General features: G+C 64.0%; 11 protein-coding genes and 1 pseudogene. 7 read left to right on the forward strand and 5 right to left on the reverse strand.

Annotated features, from left to right (window positions below):
• Positions 1-18 precede the first annotated feature (18 nt).
• The 5 genes and pseudogenes from GJ700_RS12855 to GJ700_RS36265 form a co-directional block, all read right to left on the reverse strand.
• Positions 19-2,175: an exo-alpha-sialidase gene (locus tag GJ700_RS12855; protein WP_154374323.1), complete on the reverse strand. Its 2,157-nt coding sequence runs from the start codon at positions 2,173-2,175 to the stop codon at positions 19-21.
• Between the two features lie 264 nt (positions 2,176-2,439).
• Positions 2,440-5,586, reverse strand: a complete 3,147-nt coding sequence (locus tag GJ700_RS12860; RefSeq protein WP_195763883.1) for a TonB-dependent receptor — start codon at positions 5,584-5,586, stop codon at positions 2,440-2,442.
• Between the two features lie 83 nt (positions 5,587-5,669).
• Positions 5,670-6,977 carry a hypothetical protein gene (locus GJ700_RS12865; protein WP_154374327.1) on the reverse strand — a complete coding sequence of 436 codons (1,308 nt, stop codon included), beginning with the start codon at positions 6,975-6,977 and terminating at the stop codon, positions 5,670-5,672.
• Between the two features lie 332 nt (positions 6,978-7,309).
• Positions 7,310-7,582: a glycoside hydrolase family 95-like protein gene (locus tag GJ700_RS36260; protein WP_371867945.1), complete on the reverse strand. Its 273-nt coding sequence runs from the start codon at positions 7,580-7,582 to the stop codon at positions 7,310-7,312.
• 6 nt (positions 7,583-7,588) lie between these two features.
• Positions 7,589-10,003, reverse strand: a pseudogene (locus GJ700_RS36265) (glycoside hydrolase family 95 protein); the annotation flags it as partial.
• A gap of 24 nt (positions 10,004-10,027) precedes the next feature.
• Here GJ700_RS36265 and GJ700_RS12875 point away from each other — a divergent pair.
• From GJ700_RS12875 to GJ700_RS12905, 7 genes are all read left to right on the forward strand, one after another.
• Entirely contained in the window at positions 10,028-10,357 is a 330-nt protein-coding gene (locus GJ700_RS12875; RefSeq protein ID WP_154374329.1) for an L-rhamnose mutarotase, read from the forward strand.
• 65 nt (positions 10,358-10,422) lie between these two features.
• Entirely contained in the window at positions 10,423-10,758 is a 336-nt protein-coding gene (locus GJ700_RS12880; protein WP_154374331.1) for a UxaA family hydrolase, read from the forward strand.
• Positions 10,759-10,760: 2 nt separating this feature from the next.
• A complete protein-coding gene (locus GJ700_RS12885; RefSeq protein ID WP_154374332.1) occupies positions 10,761-11,975 on the forward strand; it encodes a UxaA family hydrolase in 1,215 nt (404 codons plus the stop codon).
• Position 11,976: 1 nt separating this feature from the next.
• Entirely contained in the window at positions 11,977-12,999 is a 1,023-nt protein-coding gene (locus GJ700_RS12890; RefSeq protein WP_154374334.1) for an aldo/keto reductase, read from the forward strand.
• Between the two features lie 26 nt (positions 13,000-13,025).
• Positions 13,026-13,892 (forward strand): fumarylacetoacetate hydrolase family protein, encoded by an 867-nt coding sequence (locus GJ700_RS12895; protein WP_154374336.1) that lies wholly within the window; start codon positions 13,026-13,028, stop codon positions 13,890-13,892.
• Between the two features lie 66 nt (positions 13,893-13,958).
• Entirely contained in the window at positions 13,959-15,272 is a 1,314-nt protein-coding gene (fucP, locus tag GJ700_RS12900; RefSeq protein ID WP_154374338.1) for an L-fucose:H+ symporter permease, read from the forward strand.
• On the forward strand, positions 15,265-16,029 hold the full coding sequence (locus GJ700_RS12905) for an SDR family NAD(P)-dependent oxidoreductase (protein WP_154374341.1): 765 nt from the start codon (positions 15,265-15,267) through the stop codon (positions 16,027-16,029). The genes fucP and GJ700_RS12905 overlap by 8 nt, the downstream gene beginning before the upstream one ends.
• Position 16,030: the final 1 nt, after the last annotated feature.

Raw genomic sequence — 16,030 nt, forward strand, 5'->3', positions numbered from 1 at the left:
GTTTTACTTCGCACTACATCACGGACGGCCCATCACCACACCGCGCCCGGCCGTGCTCATGTACACCACGCCAAAGGTGTTCATGTCGCCCACGACGAACCTGCCGTTACCCGGTCCGCCATACTGGTGCGCATTGTCGTTGATGCGGGTCCACGATGCGCCCGCGTCCGTGGAACGGAACAGTCCGCGCACACCGCCCACCGTACCCCAGATGAACACGGTCGGATACGTGGCGCCGCTGGCCGCCTTGCCAAAGCCCACGGCGGCGCAATACGTCACGTTGGCGATGCTGTTGAACTGCCAGCCGGAACTGGTGGTGCGCACCAGGCCATTGCCATACAACGGCACCCAGACGTCACCCTCCACGCCGGGAGCGGCGCGGATCACGTCGCTGCCGCCCGTCGCCAGCGTATTGAACTTCCAGAATGACGCGCCGGCGTCCGTGCTGATCATGAAACTGCCATCGCTGGGGTTGTACACGTAGAACTTGTTGGCGTTGGATGGATCGGCGACCGGGCGCGCATTGTTCACGCTGAGCCCGCCCACGGCCGACCAGCCCGCCCCCAGGTTGGTGGAACGGTAGGTGGTGGTGGAATTTTCCGGGCTGTGCAGCAGTGCGCTGCCGCTGGCCGACAACGCGACCTGGCCTTTGACGCCGTTCATCGTGGTTTGCGACCAGTTGACGCCGCCGTTGGTGGACGTATACATCTTGGAGCCGGTCCGTACCACGGTATTGACGTTGCCGGGCGCCACCGCCAGGCCGGTGGTGGTCCCCATCGTTGGCGAGTACATCGGGTTGGTGTACGTGAGGGTGTTGTAGTGCCGGAAGCCATCCACGTCACCCAGCGCCGTCAACAGCGGCCCGCCGGGAATGCTGGCGATATTCAGCGGCACCGTCTCTTCCAGCCCCTTGGTGACAAAGGTCCACGTGGTGGTGGCGGCATCGATGTCGCTGGTCTTGAACACGCCGTTGCCCGACGTGATCCACACGGATTTCGAATTGGACGGGTCAAACGACGCCGTTCCGGTCCAGTGGATCGAGTTGCCCGCAATCCAGCTGATGCCACCCGTATCCATGGCGTAGCCGCGATTGATCACGTCGGTCCAGCTGGCGCCGCCGTTGGTGGAGATGTAGACATGGTCGCCGTTGGCGCTACCCTGCGGCGCCCACTGGTTGACCGTCGACGCCACCAGGCGCTGGTTATTGTTCGGGTCGACGCTGATGCCGCTGAACGCGCGCGTCACGCCGGCCGGCGTGACGTTGGTCCAGGCGCCATTGGCAATCGTGTATTTCCAGATCTGGCCCGTGTCCATCGGTTCCGACCCGGACTGGTTGCCGTGGGGGCCGGCGCCATTGGCGTACGTGACGTACAGGTTGCCGGCGCCGTCGAACGCGGCGCGCTGCGGCATCAGGCCGGACGGGGCGCCGGAGACGGCGGAGAACGATGCGCCGCCGTTATCGCTGCGGTAAAAGTTCGCGCCCACCGAGCCATAATGCGACACGCCGACAAACAGGCGCTGCGCCACGCCGCCCGAGACGCTGGACGGGTCGGCCATGACCACGCTGACGCCGTTGTCGTTCGGCGTGCTGCTGACCGGCAGCGACGTCACCTGCGACCACGACGAGCCTGAATTGGTGCTCTTGAACAGGCCGTTGCGGCGCGTGCCCAGGTACAGCACATTGCTGGAACCCGGATCGACCACCAGCCGTTCGCCGTTCTGGCGGCCCATGCCATTGCCGTGCGCCTTGAACTGGCTGGTCACGTCGATGGTGGTCCAGCTGGCGCCATAATCCGTGGAGCGCAGGATGGCCGACTTGCCGCCATTAAAATAATCGATGCCCACGTACAGATACAGGTTGGCGGCGTTTTTCGGATCGACCGCCAGCGATTCCACGCCCAGATAGCCGGTCTGGTCATCCGCCACCCAGTCCAGCAGCGGAATCCAGCGGCTGTTGGCGCTGTCCCAGCGGAAGGCGCCGCCCACGTCGGTGCGCGCATAGACGACCGCCTGCGATTTGGCGGGAATCACGGCCGACACGAAACCGCCGCCACCCATGGCGACGGGATCCCACGTGTAGGCCGACGCGGGGGCGTGTGCCCCCAGGGTCGCAGCGACGATGGCGGCCGCCGCATACGGCGCCGCTCTTTGAAGCAATGAATCCACAAACTTCATCTGATTTGCCTCCTGTTGATTTGTTATGCATCTGGCTTGAAGCAACGCCCGTGGCACACGGCTGCGGCCGGCGGGCGCAGGTCCCCTCTCGGGAACACACTGAATATATAGAAGACATCCGGCGCACTTCATGGAACGCGTGATAGTTGAGTTAAATCGTTGCGCCACTTGGTGAATTTGATAAATCCGCGATGCAAGCCACAAATAGCAAAAGGCGGCCGAAGCCGCCTTTTGCGTTGGCGCCGCACGCGGCGCCGTACGACATCAGAAGGTGTAACCCATCGAAATGCGGAAGCTGCGGCCCGGGTTATACCAGGAACGGCCCATCGCACCCGGCGCCTGCTGGTTGGTCTGCCTGGTGATCACGTTGGTCAGGTTGCTGGCGTTGAAGCTGCCCCATACATGATCGCTGAAGCGGTAGTTGATACCCGCGTCCCACTGGCCCACGGCTTCCTGCCATACCGGCAAGCCCCAGCCCACGTCCTGCGGCGCGACGCCGCCGTTGGCGGCGATACGGACTGGATCGGCGCTGACGCCGTTGTTGCCCGACGCGCCATAGACACCGGTCGCCAGCAAGGTGCGGTCACGCCAGCTGTAGGCCAGGCGCGCCGACACCGGGCCCTGGTCGTACATGAACGCCGCATTGAAGGCGCGGCGGGACATGTATGGTACCGGCAAGTCGTTGAATGGCATGCCGTTGGTGTCGCAGCCATACAGTGCACCGCCAATCGACAGCGAACCGGCCGGGCAATATGGCAGCTTGAACGGGTGATACAGTTCTTGTTTGCCATCGATGTAAGTGAAGTTCGCCGACACACCGAAGCCCTTGACCCATTCCGGCAATTTATCCAGGCCGGGAATCTTGTCCAGGTAAGTCATACCGGCAAGCTCCACACCACGCAAGTGCAGCTTGGCGGCGTTGGCAGGTCCGGTGATGGTGAAGTCCTGATCGCTGCCGGCCAGGTCTTTCAAGGTGCGGGTATAAGTCTCGGACATGATGATGTCCTTGACTTTCTTGTAGAACACCGCCGCGGTCAACGATTGGCCAGCTTGAGGATACCATTCCAGCGAGATGTCGAAGTTGGTGGCCTTGAGCGGCTTGAGTTTCACGTTACCGTCGTTCTTGCCGGTATAGCTGACCATTTCGATGTTCTTGCCGGAAGGATCGCTCTTGACATCCTGAGACAGGGTGATGTACTCCTGCATCTGGTCAAAGCCGGGACGCGAGATACCCTGCGACAAGGCCAGGCGACCCTGCAGCTTGTCGGTGATGGCGGCCTTCAGGTTCAGGCTTGGAACCACGTCAATGTGGCTGGCCTTCAAATCCAGCGGCTCGTCGATGACGCCAAAGCGCGGCAGGGCGGGATTGGTCGTGGTGCCATATTGCGGCTTGAATACGGTATAACCATGGGCCACGGTATTGGTGCGGATGACGCGCACGCCCAGGTTACCGTCGACCGGCACCTTCCAGTCGTCGAAACCAAAGCGCAAGGTGCCATGCAGCGCCTGGCTGCCCTCGCTGTGCTCGCTGACGAACTTCGGATCGGTCGGATCGTACATATCCGGTTTCCAGCCGTCGGCCGCGGTCGAGCAGTCGTTTTTGGCGCCGCTCCATTGATTGCCCATTTGGCAGTTGTAAACCAATGCCTGCAGCAATTTTTTGTACGCTTCAGGCTTGTTCAGGATCACGTCCTTGGTCGGCACCACGATGGTTGGCGGCGCCGTCATGCGGCCATTGAAGAAATTCGGGTACGCGAAGGTTTCCACGGTGCCCAGGGCGGCATAGCGCGGATCGCTCAGGTAGCCGAAGTTCGGACGCGGCTGCCAGCCGCCGTTGTCGGCCAGCGTGGGCAACGTGCCCGGGATTTTGGTGGTGGCCACGCCCCATTCTTCCGAGAATGACTTCCAGCCGGTGCCGGCGTTCTTGTCCTTGCGCGACTTGCGCTCGGTGATACGCATGCCGAAGCGGAAATCGCGCAGCACAGGGGAATCGAAGACATATTTGCCGTCGACTTTCCACGCATACATATCGGCCTTGGCCTTGTTGCGGTCCGGCTGCGAGATATCCCAGTAATAGTTTTTCGGATCAGCCAGGAATGCGCGGCTCTTGTCGTCGAAGTTGAACGACGGTACCGAACCCGACACGTCCACCCCCATCCTTGGCACGAAGGTGCCGAGGTTGATCATGCCGAAGTCGCCGCTGTTGGTGGAGTGCACCCACTGCAAGTCATTCTGGAACGACCAGCTCTCGTTGGCTTGCCATTTGAAGTTCCACGCCAGTTCCCGCGTGCGGCCATGCACGTCGCTGGAATTGCGCGTCGTGCCCATTTTCAGCCCGCCTTCGGCAAACTGGTTGGCGCCGCGGCCAAGGGTCGGATAGCTGAGGACACCGGACTGGAACACGCCACGCGCGTCATACTTGGCGTCATCGTAATGAACGTAGTAAGGGTACTCGCCCGCCGTGAAGATACTGTTGCCAAAGGTCTCCGCATGGAAGCCGGAGTCGAAATACGTCAGCGACGACTCTTTACCGTTTTTCTTCCATTGCAGCGCGCCATAGAAGCCCTTGCGTTCGGACTCGCTATTGGTGGTCCCCCACTGCGCGCCAATCGGCACCCAGACGGTCTGGCCTTTGACCAGGTCAGTGCGCGGGTAGTACACGGACTGGTCAATCGAGTCGGTGCGGTTGGTGTTTTTGTTGTACGACAAATCCACCAGCGCGCCGAATTCGCCAAAGCTGTCGGTCTTCCACCGGTTCGAATACAGGCCCGAGAACGCCGGCGATTTGGTCTTGCCCAGTACCGCGTAATTTTCCGACATCGAGAAGGCGCCGAACTGTCCCTTGGAATCGAACGGCAGGCGCGTGCGCAGGTTGACCTGGCCGCTGATGCCGCCTTCGATCAACTCCGCCGAAGGGTTCTTGTACACGTCCACGCCGGCCATCAATTCCGGCGGCACGTCGCCCCAGCTCAATTCACGGCCCGGCCAGCCAGCCGAGAAGGATTCGCGGCCATTGAGCGTGGACGAGCCCCACGACAGGCCGCGCACCTGGATGCCCGAACCTTCGACGTCGAAGCCCAGGCCATTGGCGGCCAGGTTGGCGCCGGTACGGGTGCGGTTACGGTCCATGGTCACGCCCACCACGCGCTGCAGCACTTCCGTGATGGATTTATCGGGCAGCTTGCCGGCCTCGTCGGCCACCACGGAATCCACGATCAGGTCGGAATTACGCTTGATGGCGGCTGCATCTTCGTATTGCTTGCGCTGGCCGGTCACGACCACGACGTTGGTGCCTTCCTTGGCGACCGGTTCATCGGCCCCCGTTTCTGCATACGCGTTACCGCACAACAGTGCGACCTGCGCCGCGGCAAACGCCAGCGCGGTCATTTTCAGTGGTTTGCGGTTGCTCATTGTCCCAATGTTTCTCATTGTATTTGTCCTCTTGTAAATGCCCTGGTTGCCGCCGCGCCAGGCGGCGGCCATTCAACCCGCTATCACTGGAAGTAGATCGGGCCGGTCAGCTTGTACTCGGTCCGGTACTGGCCCGATGCATTGATCTTGTCCCCGTTCGGTTTTACCGCGGAGAACTTCATCCCGACGATCGGGGCCAGTTGCAACAGCGTGTCCACATCAAACCCGCTGAGGCCGCACGACTCGCCGATTGCAAACTCCTTCCTGAGATTAATGCTGTAATCCGCGGCGGCGGCGGTCGGCTGTACCGTGGCCTTCAGGGTCATGCCGCATGCATTGCCATCCGAGTCCTTCTGGGCGGGGTTGAAGAGTGGCAGGAACAGTTCAACGTTGAACTTGTTGTTGGTCGAGCCGTACCATTCAGCATTTTGCGCGAGATTGAAATGCAGCGCGTCCTGGAGGTCGATCAGGATGCCTCGAGGGTTCGGGCTGGCGGTAGCGAAAGAAGAGGATTTCAGGCTGCCGCGATACCAGCCGCCGGGCGACGCGAGATCGCCGTCAACGAGGCCGGGGCCGAACAGCGTGAACAATGCCGAGTTGTAATCCCAGTCGCCTGGTTTCGGAGGTGCGCCCCAGTTCGCGGCAAAGGTGAAGGTCTTGCCATCGCTGGAAACCTGCGGATCGCAATCCTGGCACCACCATTGGTTACCCGGATGCCCGATGAAGCCTTCGTTGGTGGTACCGCTGTCCTTGTAGCCGGTCACGAAATTCAGCTTGGCCGGCTTTTCGGTGCCGATCGGGATGCTCTTCTCCACGGTGGTCGCCGCATAGATATCATTGCCGGCCTGGCTGGCGACGACCGTGCACAGCCCGTTGGCGAGCGGCGTCATCGTCGTCCCGCTGACCGTGCACACGGCAGGCGTCTTGCTCTCAAAGGTGACCGGGAGACCCGTGTCAAAGGTGGCGGACAGCGCTACTGGCGGCGCGCCGACCGGTTGCCAGCCCGGGTTCGGGAACTTGGTGATGAGCTGCGGGTTCTTGGGAATCACGAACAGCTGGCGCTGCGAAGCGGAAGCGTAGCCGTCGTAACCCGGCTGGGTCGCCGTGATCGAGCATTCGCCGGCTTTCAGCAGCGACACCATGTCGCCACTGATGGAGCAGACGTCCGGCGTATTGGACGTGTAGGTGATCGGGCCGCCGGAACTGGCGGTGGCCTTCAGCTTCGTGGTGGTCGTTGGCTGGCCAGCCAGGGCAACCTTGCCACCGCCCGGGAACGGGAAGGAAACGGACTGAACCGCGCCGCCCTCTTTACCGCCACCGCCACCGCCGCCGCCGCACGCGGCCAATAATGTGACACAGGCCAATCCGACAGCGCTAAGCTGGATTCGCATCGCAGGTCTCCTCATGATTTTTTCCTTTCTGTTATGTTTTTTAATTGCTCGTCGCGCGCATTGCCCAAGGGCGCGAAGCGGTACGGACGAGTTGCGCTGCCACTTCCACCGGTTGCGTTCACGGCTGCGAAGGATCTTCGGCCGGCATGGGCCGGAAATGACACTATGCAATTTGTATGGTGCAGGGAACGACGCAAGTCAGCAATTGCGATAATCCTCAATTGGAGCAGTGAAATTTCGCAGTGGCCGGCAAGGCGCCGCATGGGGCGGGACTCGAACGGGGGGCGGCCAGGCCGCACGCGGCGGGCCTGGCGGTGGATGGAAGTGTGTGGTTATGGCAACGGGGCAACGCCGCGTAATGCGCCGTCAAGGCGTTGGCGACCCCTGGCGTCCAGCACGATGGAAACCAGCCGGTCGCCGTAGCGCAGCGCAACCTTGCCACCAGGCTTGCCCCGCAAGCGCAGGCTCGTCAGGCGCCCCCGGACCCAGTCGAGGTCGAGCTCGACGTTGCCGCGGGCGCGTACACCATGCAGCGCGCCGTCCGGCCACGCCTTGGGCAGGGCTGGCAAGATGCGGATCTCGCCGCCCCACGACTGCACCAGCATTTCCAGGATGCCGGCGGCGCCACCGAAATTGCCGTCGATCTGGAAGGGCGGGTGCGCGTCGAACAGGTTGGGATAGGTGCGTTCCGGTCCCAGCAAACCCACCAGGATCGCATGCGCCCGCTCGCCGTCACCCATGCGCGCCCACAGCGCCAGCCGCCACGCCGTGGCCCAGCCGGTCGAGCGGTCGCCGCGGGTATTGAGCGTGACTTGCGCCGCCCGCACCAGCGCGGGCGTATCGCGTACGTTGATCTGTTCGCTGGGATAGACCCCATACAGGTGCGACACATGGCGGTGCTGCTGTTCGGGCGCGGCGCCATCCCAGTCTTCCAGCCATTCCTGCAACTGCCCCTGCGCGCCGATGCGGTCGGCGGGCAGGCGCGCGCGCGCGGCTGCCAGCAGGGTGGCAAAGGCCGTGTCGGGATCCTGCAACAGGCTGTGCGCCTGGAGGGTCCAGCCGAACAGGTCGCGCAGGATTTGCCGGTCCATGGCGGGGCCGGCGCAGACGGCGGTGCCGTGGGGATGCATGTTTTCCGGTGAAATCGACGGCGACGTGACCAGGCCGCGGCCTTTCGGATCCTCAACCAGCGTATCGGCAAAGAACAGCGCGGCGCCTTTCAACAGTGGATAGATGCGGCGCAAGTACGCGTCGTCGCGCTGGTAGTCGTAGTGGTCCCACAGCGTCTGGCACAGCCAGGCGCCGCCGGTGGGCCACAGGCCCCAGTTTGGTCCGTCGATCGGTGCGGTGGCGCGCCACAGGTCCGTGTTGTGATGGGCCACCCAGCCACGCGCGCCATAGCTGCTGCGCGCCGTGATGGCGCCGGTGACGGCCAGGTCTTCGACCATGCGCACCAGCGGTTCGACGCACTCGCCAAGATTGGCCGCCTGCGCCGGCCAGTAATTCATTTCGGTGTTGATGTTGATCGTGTACTTCGAGCCCCAGGGCGGGTTGGTTCCTTCGTTCCAGATCCCTTGCAGGTTCGCGGGCTGGCTTCCTGGCCGCGACGACGACAGCAGCAGGTAACGGGCTTATTGGACGTACAGCGCCGCCAGCGCCGGATCGGGCCGGGTTTCCATGGCGGCGATGCGCTGATGTGTGGGGCGCGGATCGGCTTGCGCGCTGGCGGCGCCGAGCCGGATCGACATGCGGCCGAACAGCCCCTGGTGCGCCTGGACGTGCTCTTCCCTGAGGCGCCGGTACGGGATGCGCGCCGCCGCGTCGCTGTGCGCGCGCACCTTCGCGACGGGATCGGCGCTGGTGTCGGCGTAATTGACGTGGCTGGTCGCGCATGCCACCAGCAAGGTCACGGCGGTCGCGTCGCGGACCTGTATCTGGTCGTTGACGGCAGTGATCCTGCCGTCACCCACGGCCCGGATCCTGACCGCATAGCGCAGTGCCGAGGGGATGCCGGCGGCAGCGATATTCCTGCCTTCGACCAGCAGCGCCCCGTCGCCATCGGGCCGGATCGCCACGCTGGCGGGACGCGAACCGGCGGCGAGCGGTTCGCTCACATCCCACGCTGCGCCGACGGCACGTGCCGCCTGGTTGGCGCCTTCATAGCGCGTGTCGCCGTATTTCGCGTCCGCCGGGTGGCGATAGCCGAGGTCGAAGTTCAGCAAGCCGCCTCCGGTCGCCGTCAGGCGCATCACGAGGGCTTGGCCGGGTACGCTGGCGAACACTTCGCGCACATACTGTGCCTTGCCGTTGGAAAAACGCGTGACGGCAATCGCCGTATCGAGGTCGAGCCTGCGCCGGTATCCGGCAGCGCCGGTCAATCCAATGAAATCAAGCAGCAGGTCGCCCGCGGCGCCGAAGGGCATTTGCGTGCCCGGCTTGCCGATCATGGCGACAGCGGCGAGATCCGAAGCTTCCTTGTATTTCCCCTGGTCGATCAGTGCGCGGACCTTGGGTAACGCATCGTGGAACTGTGGATTGTTGGGGTTGTAAGGGCCGCCGGCATACAGCGTGTCTTCGTTCAACTGCACACGTTCCTGTGCGACGCGCCCGAACACCATGGCGCCGACCCTGCCGTTGCCGACCGGGAGGGCTTCAAGCCACTGGCCGGCAGGCTGGTCATACCACAGCGCCAGGCTTTCCCGGTCGCCACGCGTTTCCGCAATGACCGTCGCACGCGCCAGGCCAGGGAAGGCCGCGGCCAGCCCGGCCGATACCAGTAAGCGCCGCCGCGCCAATTTTGGCGTACTGGCGGTGCGGGGGACTGTGTCAGTCAAGTCGTTCTCCTGTTTTAAATGTATAGAATACATAGTTTGCAAGAACTGCCCCAGTTTTACCCGGCGTCTGTGAAATTTCATTGGCGCGCTGGTGATTTTTACAATTGTCGCCGCATCGGCATTGCCTGCACAATTCTTGAAGCACAGGCGGCGGATTGAATGTTTTAAATTTATAGAATACAATTCGTCCATGATATTCAACCACGGAGCCGGGTAATGCAAAGAATGGGCATGGTGATCGGGATCGCCCCCGAAAAAATCACGGAATACAAGGCGCTGCACGCGGCGGTCTGGCCGCAAGTGCTGGCCAGGCTGCTGCAAGCGAATGTGTGCAATTACACGATCTTCCTGCGCGAGCCGGAGAACCTGCTGTTCGGCTACTGGGAATACCACGGCAGCGATTTCGACGCCGATATGGCGATGGTCGCAGCCGATCCGGAAACCCGGCGCTGGTGGACGTTTTGCAGCCCGTGCCAGGTGCCGCTGGCCAGCCGCGCCGACGGCGAGCACTGGGCCATGATGGAACCCGTGTTTCATATGGACTGAGTCTGGACCGAGGCGCCGGTGCGGCGCGGAATACCCCGATAGTTTTTGACACGAAGGAAGTCGTTATGCCAACCACCCCGGCGCCCGATGCGCCACGCCTGCTGTTGATGTCGCCCGAAGACAATTGCCTGATTGCCCGCACGCCGCTGGCCGCCGGCGAACGGGTGACCATCGATGGCGCCACCATTGTTTTGCCGGAAGCGGTCCCGCTGGGTTACAAGGTCGCGCGCAGCGCGCTGCGGCCCGGCGACAAGGTGCTGCGCTATGGGGCGCTGATCGGTTCGGTCACGGCCGCGGTGGCGCCGGGCGCCATGCTGCACACGCACAACCTGGCCAGCGATTACATTCCAACCTACACCCTGGACTCGGATGCCGGGTCCTTCATCGGGAGCACCCACTGATCATGACTACCATGCCCGCACTGACCGGCTACCCGCGCGCCGACGGCCGCAAGGGGATCCGCAATATCGTCGCCGTCGCCTATACGGTCGAATGCGCCCACCACGTGGCGCGCCTGATCGTCAACGCGTTTCCCGGACAGGAAGTGCACCTGATCGGCTTCCCTGGCTGTTATCCGAACGATTACGCCGACAAGATGATGAAGCGCCTGGTGACCCATCCGAACGTGGGTGCGGCGCTGATCGTGTCGCTGGGTTGCGAGAGCTTTAACCGGCGCAGCCTGGAAGAGGAAGCCGCCGCCAGCGGCCGGCCCGTCCACACCATCACCATCCAGCAAAACAGCGGCACCCGCACCAGCGTGGCGGACGGCATCGAATGGGTGCGCTGGGCGCGGGAAGCGCTGGCGCCGCAGCAACGCGTGCCGATGGCGCCGCACGAACTGGTGGTGGCCACCATTTGCGGCGGTTCCGACAGCACCAGCGGCATTACCGCCAATCCGGCGGTCGGCGTGGCGTTCGACCAGCTGGTCGCCGCCGGCGCCGCCTGCATCTTCGAAGAGACGGGTGAACTGGTGGGTTGCGAGTTCCACATGAAGCGGCGCGCCGCCACGCCGGAGTTGGGCGAGGCCATCGTCGACTGCGTGAACAAGGCGGCCCGTTATTACACGGTGCTGGGCCACGGCAGCTTTGCCCCCGGCAATGCGGATGGCGGCTTGACCACGCTGGAGGAAAAATCGCTGGGCGCCTATGCCAAGAGCGGCGCGTCGCCGATCAGCGGCATCCTGAAACCGGGCGACCAGCCTGCGGCCGGCGGCTTGTACCTGCTGGACGTGGTGCCGGATGGCGAAGTGCGGTTCGGCTTCCCGAATATCTCCGACAATGCGGAAATCGTCGAGCTGATCGCCTGCGGCGCCCACGTCACGCTGTTTACCACCGGGCGCGGCTCGGTGGTCGGCTCGGCGATTTCGCCCGTGATCAAGGTGTGCGCCAACCCGGCAACCTATGAACGCCTGTCCGAAGACATGGATGTCAATGCCGGCCGCATCCTGTCCGGCGAGGCGTCGCTGCAGGAAGTCGGCGCCGAGATCGTCGACCTGGTGGCGCGCGTGGCCAACGGCGAGCAAAGCTGTTCGGAAGCGCTGGGCCACCAGGAATTCATCCTGACCTATAAACACTTCGATGCGGCCGGCCCTGGCTGCTTCCCGCTGAAGGCGGCCTGACATGATCGCCAGCGATACGCGCACCTTGCCGCGCAGCGGCCTCGCGCTGACCAGCATGGGGCTGGGCTGCGCCCAGCTCGGGGGCCTGTATCAGGCCATGAGCGAGGCCGACGCGCAAACCATCGTCGACGCCGCGTGGGAAGTGGGCATCCGCTATTTCGACACCGCTCCCTATTATGGCTACACGTTGTCCGAACGCCGGCTGGGCGCCGCGCTGCGTGAACGGGTGCGCGCCGGCTACGTGGTCAGCACCAAGGCCGGCCGGCTGATGCTGCCGGACGCGGCGGTGCAGCCCGGCGAAAACGGCTGGGCCGAGCCGCTGCCGTTCCGGCCGCATTACGACTATACCTATGACGGCATCCTGCAATCGCACGAGGAAAGCCTGCGGCGCCTGGGGCTGGACCGGATCGACATCCTGTATGTGCACGATATCGGCCGCGCCACGCATGGCGAGCAACATGCGCATTACTGGGACCAGTTGACGCAGGGCGGCGGATTCCGCGCACTGATGCAATTGCGCGCCGAGGGCGCCGTACGCGCCATCGGCCTCGGCGTCAACGAGTGGGAAATCGTGGCCGACGCGATCGACGTTTGCGACATCGATTGTGCGCTGCTGGCGGGGCGCTACACGCTGCTGGAACAGGCCGCGCGCGAACCCTTGCTGGACCAGTGCGCGCGGCGCGGCATCGGCATCGTGATCGGCGGCCCGTTCAATTCGGGCATCCTGGCCGGCAACCGTAAATTCAACTATGAAGACGCGCCGGCCGGCGTGATCGCCCGCGTCGACGCCATCGCGGCGGTGTGCCGCGAATATGAGGCGCCGCTGCAGGCCGCCGCCCTGCAGTTCGTGATGGGGCACCCGGCCGTGGTGTCGTGCGTGGCCGGCGCCCACAGCGCGCCGCAATTGCGGCAAAACGCCGCCTGGTTCGCCCAGCCGCTGCCTGCCGCGCTGTGGCGGGAACTCGCGCGCCGGGGCTTGATCGACACCGGTGCGCCGGTCCCGCCGGGCACTGGCAGCTATTGAACTTTTTTAACCAATCAAGGAAGACTATGAAACTGTTGCGATTCGGCCCCAAGGGCTCTGAAAAACCGGGCCTGCTCGATGCGAATGGCGTCGTGCGCGACCTGTCCGGCGTGATCCCGGACCTGTCCTCGGTCCAGCTGGGCCGCGCCGCGCTGGACAAGCTCGCTTCCATCGATCCGGCCACCTTGCCCGCCGTGGACGGCGCGGTGCGCATGGCGCCGGTGGTGGCGGACATCGGCAAGATGATTTGCGTCGGCCTGAATTATTCGGACCATGCGGCCGAATCGGGCATGGACGTGCCGAGCGAGCCGGTGCTGTTCACCAAGGCCACCAGCGCCATCATCGGCTGCAACGATGCGGTGGTGCTGCCGCGCGACTCCGTCAAGAGCGACTGGGAAGTGGAGCTGGGCGTGGTGATCGGCACCCGCGCGCGCTACGTGGACGAAGCCGAGGCGCTGGACTACGTGGCCGGCTATTGCGTGGTGAACGACCTGTCCGAACGCGAATACCAGCTTGAACGCGGCGGTACGTGGGACAAGGGCAAGGGCTGCGACACGTTCGGTCCGGTCGGCCCGTGGCTGGTCACCACCGACGAAGTACCGGATCCGCAAAACCTCGACATGTGGCTGGAAGTCAACGGCAAACGCTACCAGACCGGCAATACCCGCACCATGGTGTTTACCGTGGCGCAACTGGTCAGTTACATCAGCCGCTTCGTGACGCTGAACCCGGGCGACGTGATCAGCACCGGCACGCCGCCCGGCGTCGGCCTGGGCCAGAAGCCGGACCCGGTCTACCTGCGCGCGGGCGACCGTATTGCGCTCGGTATCGCGGGCCTGGGCCAGCAAAACCAGACCGTCCATGCATGGAATCCTGAACTGATCGACGGCTGATCGGTTCTTCCCGCCACCAAAATAACTATGAATGGGTCAGGCATGCCTGGCCCGGAGACATCGGCCATGACTGAACAACCCAGCCGGCAGACGTATGCGTTTGCTTTTGCCATGATCACCTCGCTGTTTTTCATGTGGGGCTTCGTGCATAACCTCGACCCGATCCTGATTCCGCACCTGCGGCGTTCGTTCAGCCTGAGCGTGCTGCAATCGGCGCTGGTCGATTCCGCCGTCTTCATCGCATACTTCGTGATGGCGCTGCCTGCGGGCGTGCTGATCCGCAAGGCCGGCTACAAGCGCGCGATGATCTTCGGCCTGCTGCTGTTTGCCATCGGCGCGCTGCTGTTCATCCCCGCCGCCGATACGCAGAAGTACGCGTTCTTCCTGGGCGCGCTGTTCATCATCGCTTGCGGCCTGACGGTGCTGGAAACCGCGGCCAATCCGTATATTTCGCTGCTGGGGCGGCCCGACCGCGCGGTGCAGCGGCTGAACCTGGCGCAATCGTTCAACGGGCTGGCGGCCACGCTGGCGCCCATCGTCGGCGCCCGCCTGATCCTGGTGGAAGGCGCCAGCGACGCGCAATTGCAAGCCATGACCGACAGCGTGCGGCAGGCTACGCTGGCGGCCGAAGCGGCCAGCGTCAAGGGACCGTACCTGGCGGTCGCGCTGGTCATCATGGTGATTGCCGTGATTTTCTGGTTCCTCAAGCTGCCGGCGGTGGGTGCGGGGCAGGGCGACGGCCAGCAACGCGCCACGGTCCCGACCGGCACGGCGCTGGCGCGGGCGCTGGCCCGGCCGGGTATCCGGCGCGCGGTGATCGCCCAGTTCTTTTACGTTGGCGCGCAAGTGTGCGTATTCAGCTTCTTCATCCTGTACGCGTCCAGGGCGGCCGGGCTGTCGCAGATCGCCGCCGCCGATTACCTGGGCTGGGGTTGCGGCCTGGCGTTCGTCATCGGCCGTTTCGCCGGCACTTACCTGATGAAATACATCGCGTCGGCGCGCCTGCTGCTGGCGTATGCGGCGATCTGCACGGTGCTGTCGGCCGTCGCCATGTTTGCCGGCGGCATGGCCAGCCTGGCCGCCGTGATCGGTATCGCATTCTTCATGTCCATCATGTTCCCCACCATCTTTGCGCTGGGCATCCATGGCGCGGGTGCGGATACGGAAATGGGCAGCAGCCTGATCATCATGAGCATCGTCGGCGGCGCCGTCGTGCCGCTGCTGTTCGGCTACATCAGCGATGCCACCGGCAACCTGCAATACGGCTACGCCGCGCCCTTGTTCTGCTTCGCCGTGATCGCCTGGTTTGCGCGGGCCGCCGCGCAGGAGCAGGGGGCGCAGGCGGCCATTCCATCCAGCGGAGCATTACACCATGTTTGAACTGAATCACAAGAAAGCCGTCATCACCGGCGGCGGCAGCGGCATCGGTCGCGCCATCGCCACGCTGTTCGCGCGCCAGGGTGCGCAAGTCCATATCGTCGACATCAGCGACGCCGCCTGCGCCGACACGGTGCGTGACATCGCCGACGCGGGCGGCGTGGCCCATGGCCACGCCTGCGACGTGACGCGGCAGGAAGCCGTGCACGCGACATTCGACGCCATCGGGCCGATCGACATCCTGATCAACAATGCCGGCATCGCGCACATCGGCAAGGCCGACAACACGCCGGAGCAGGACTTCGACCGCGTCATGAGCGTCAACGTGAAGGGCGTCTACAACTGCCTGCACGCGGCCATTCCGCTCCTGCGGGAAAACGGCGGCGGCGCCATCGTCAACATGGCGTCGGTGGCGGCCTGGGTGGCCGTGGCAGAGCGTTTTGCCTATTCCACCGCGAAGGGCGCCGTGATGGCGATGACGCTGTCGGTGGCCAAGGATTATCTGCAGGACAGTATCCGCTGCAATTCGATTTCGCCGGGCCGCGTGCATACGCCGTTTGTCGACGGTTTCCTGTCCAAACAATACCCGGGCCGGGAAGCGGAAATGTTCGAACGCCTGTCGAAGACGCAGCCGATCGGCCGCATGGCGCGCCCCGACGAGGTGGCGGCGCTGGCCCTGTACCTGTGCAGCGACGCGGCATCCTTTATCACCGGCAGCGATTATCCGATCGATGGCGGCTTTATCACCCTGAATTCCTGAC

Source organism: Pseudoduganella rivuli (assembly GCF_009674485.1).
Taxonomy (GTDB): domain Bacteria; phylum Pseudomonadota; class Gammaproteobacteria; order Burkholderiales; family Burkholderiaceae_D; genus Rugamonas; species Rugamonas rivuli_B.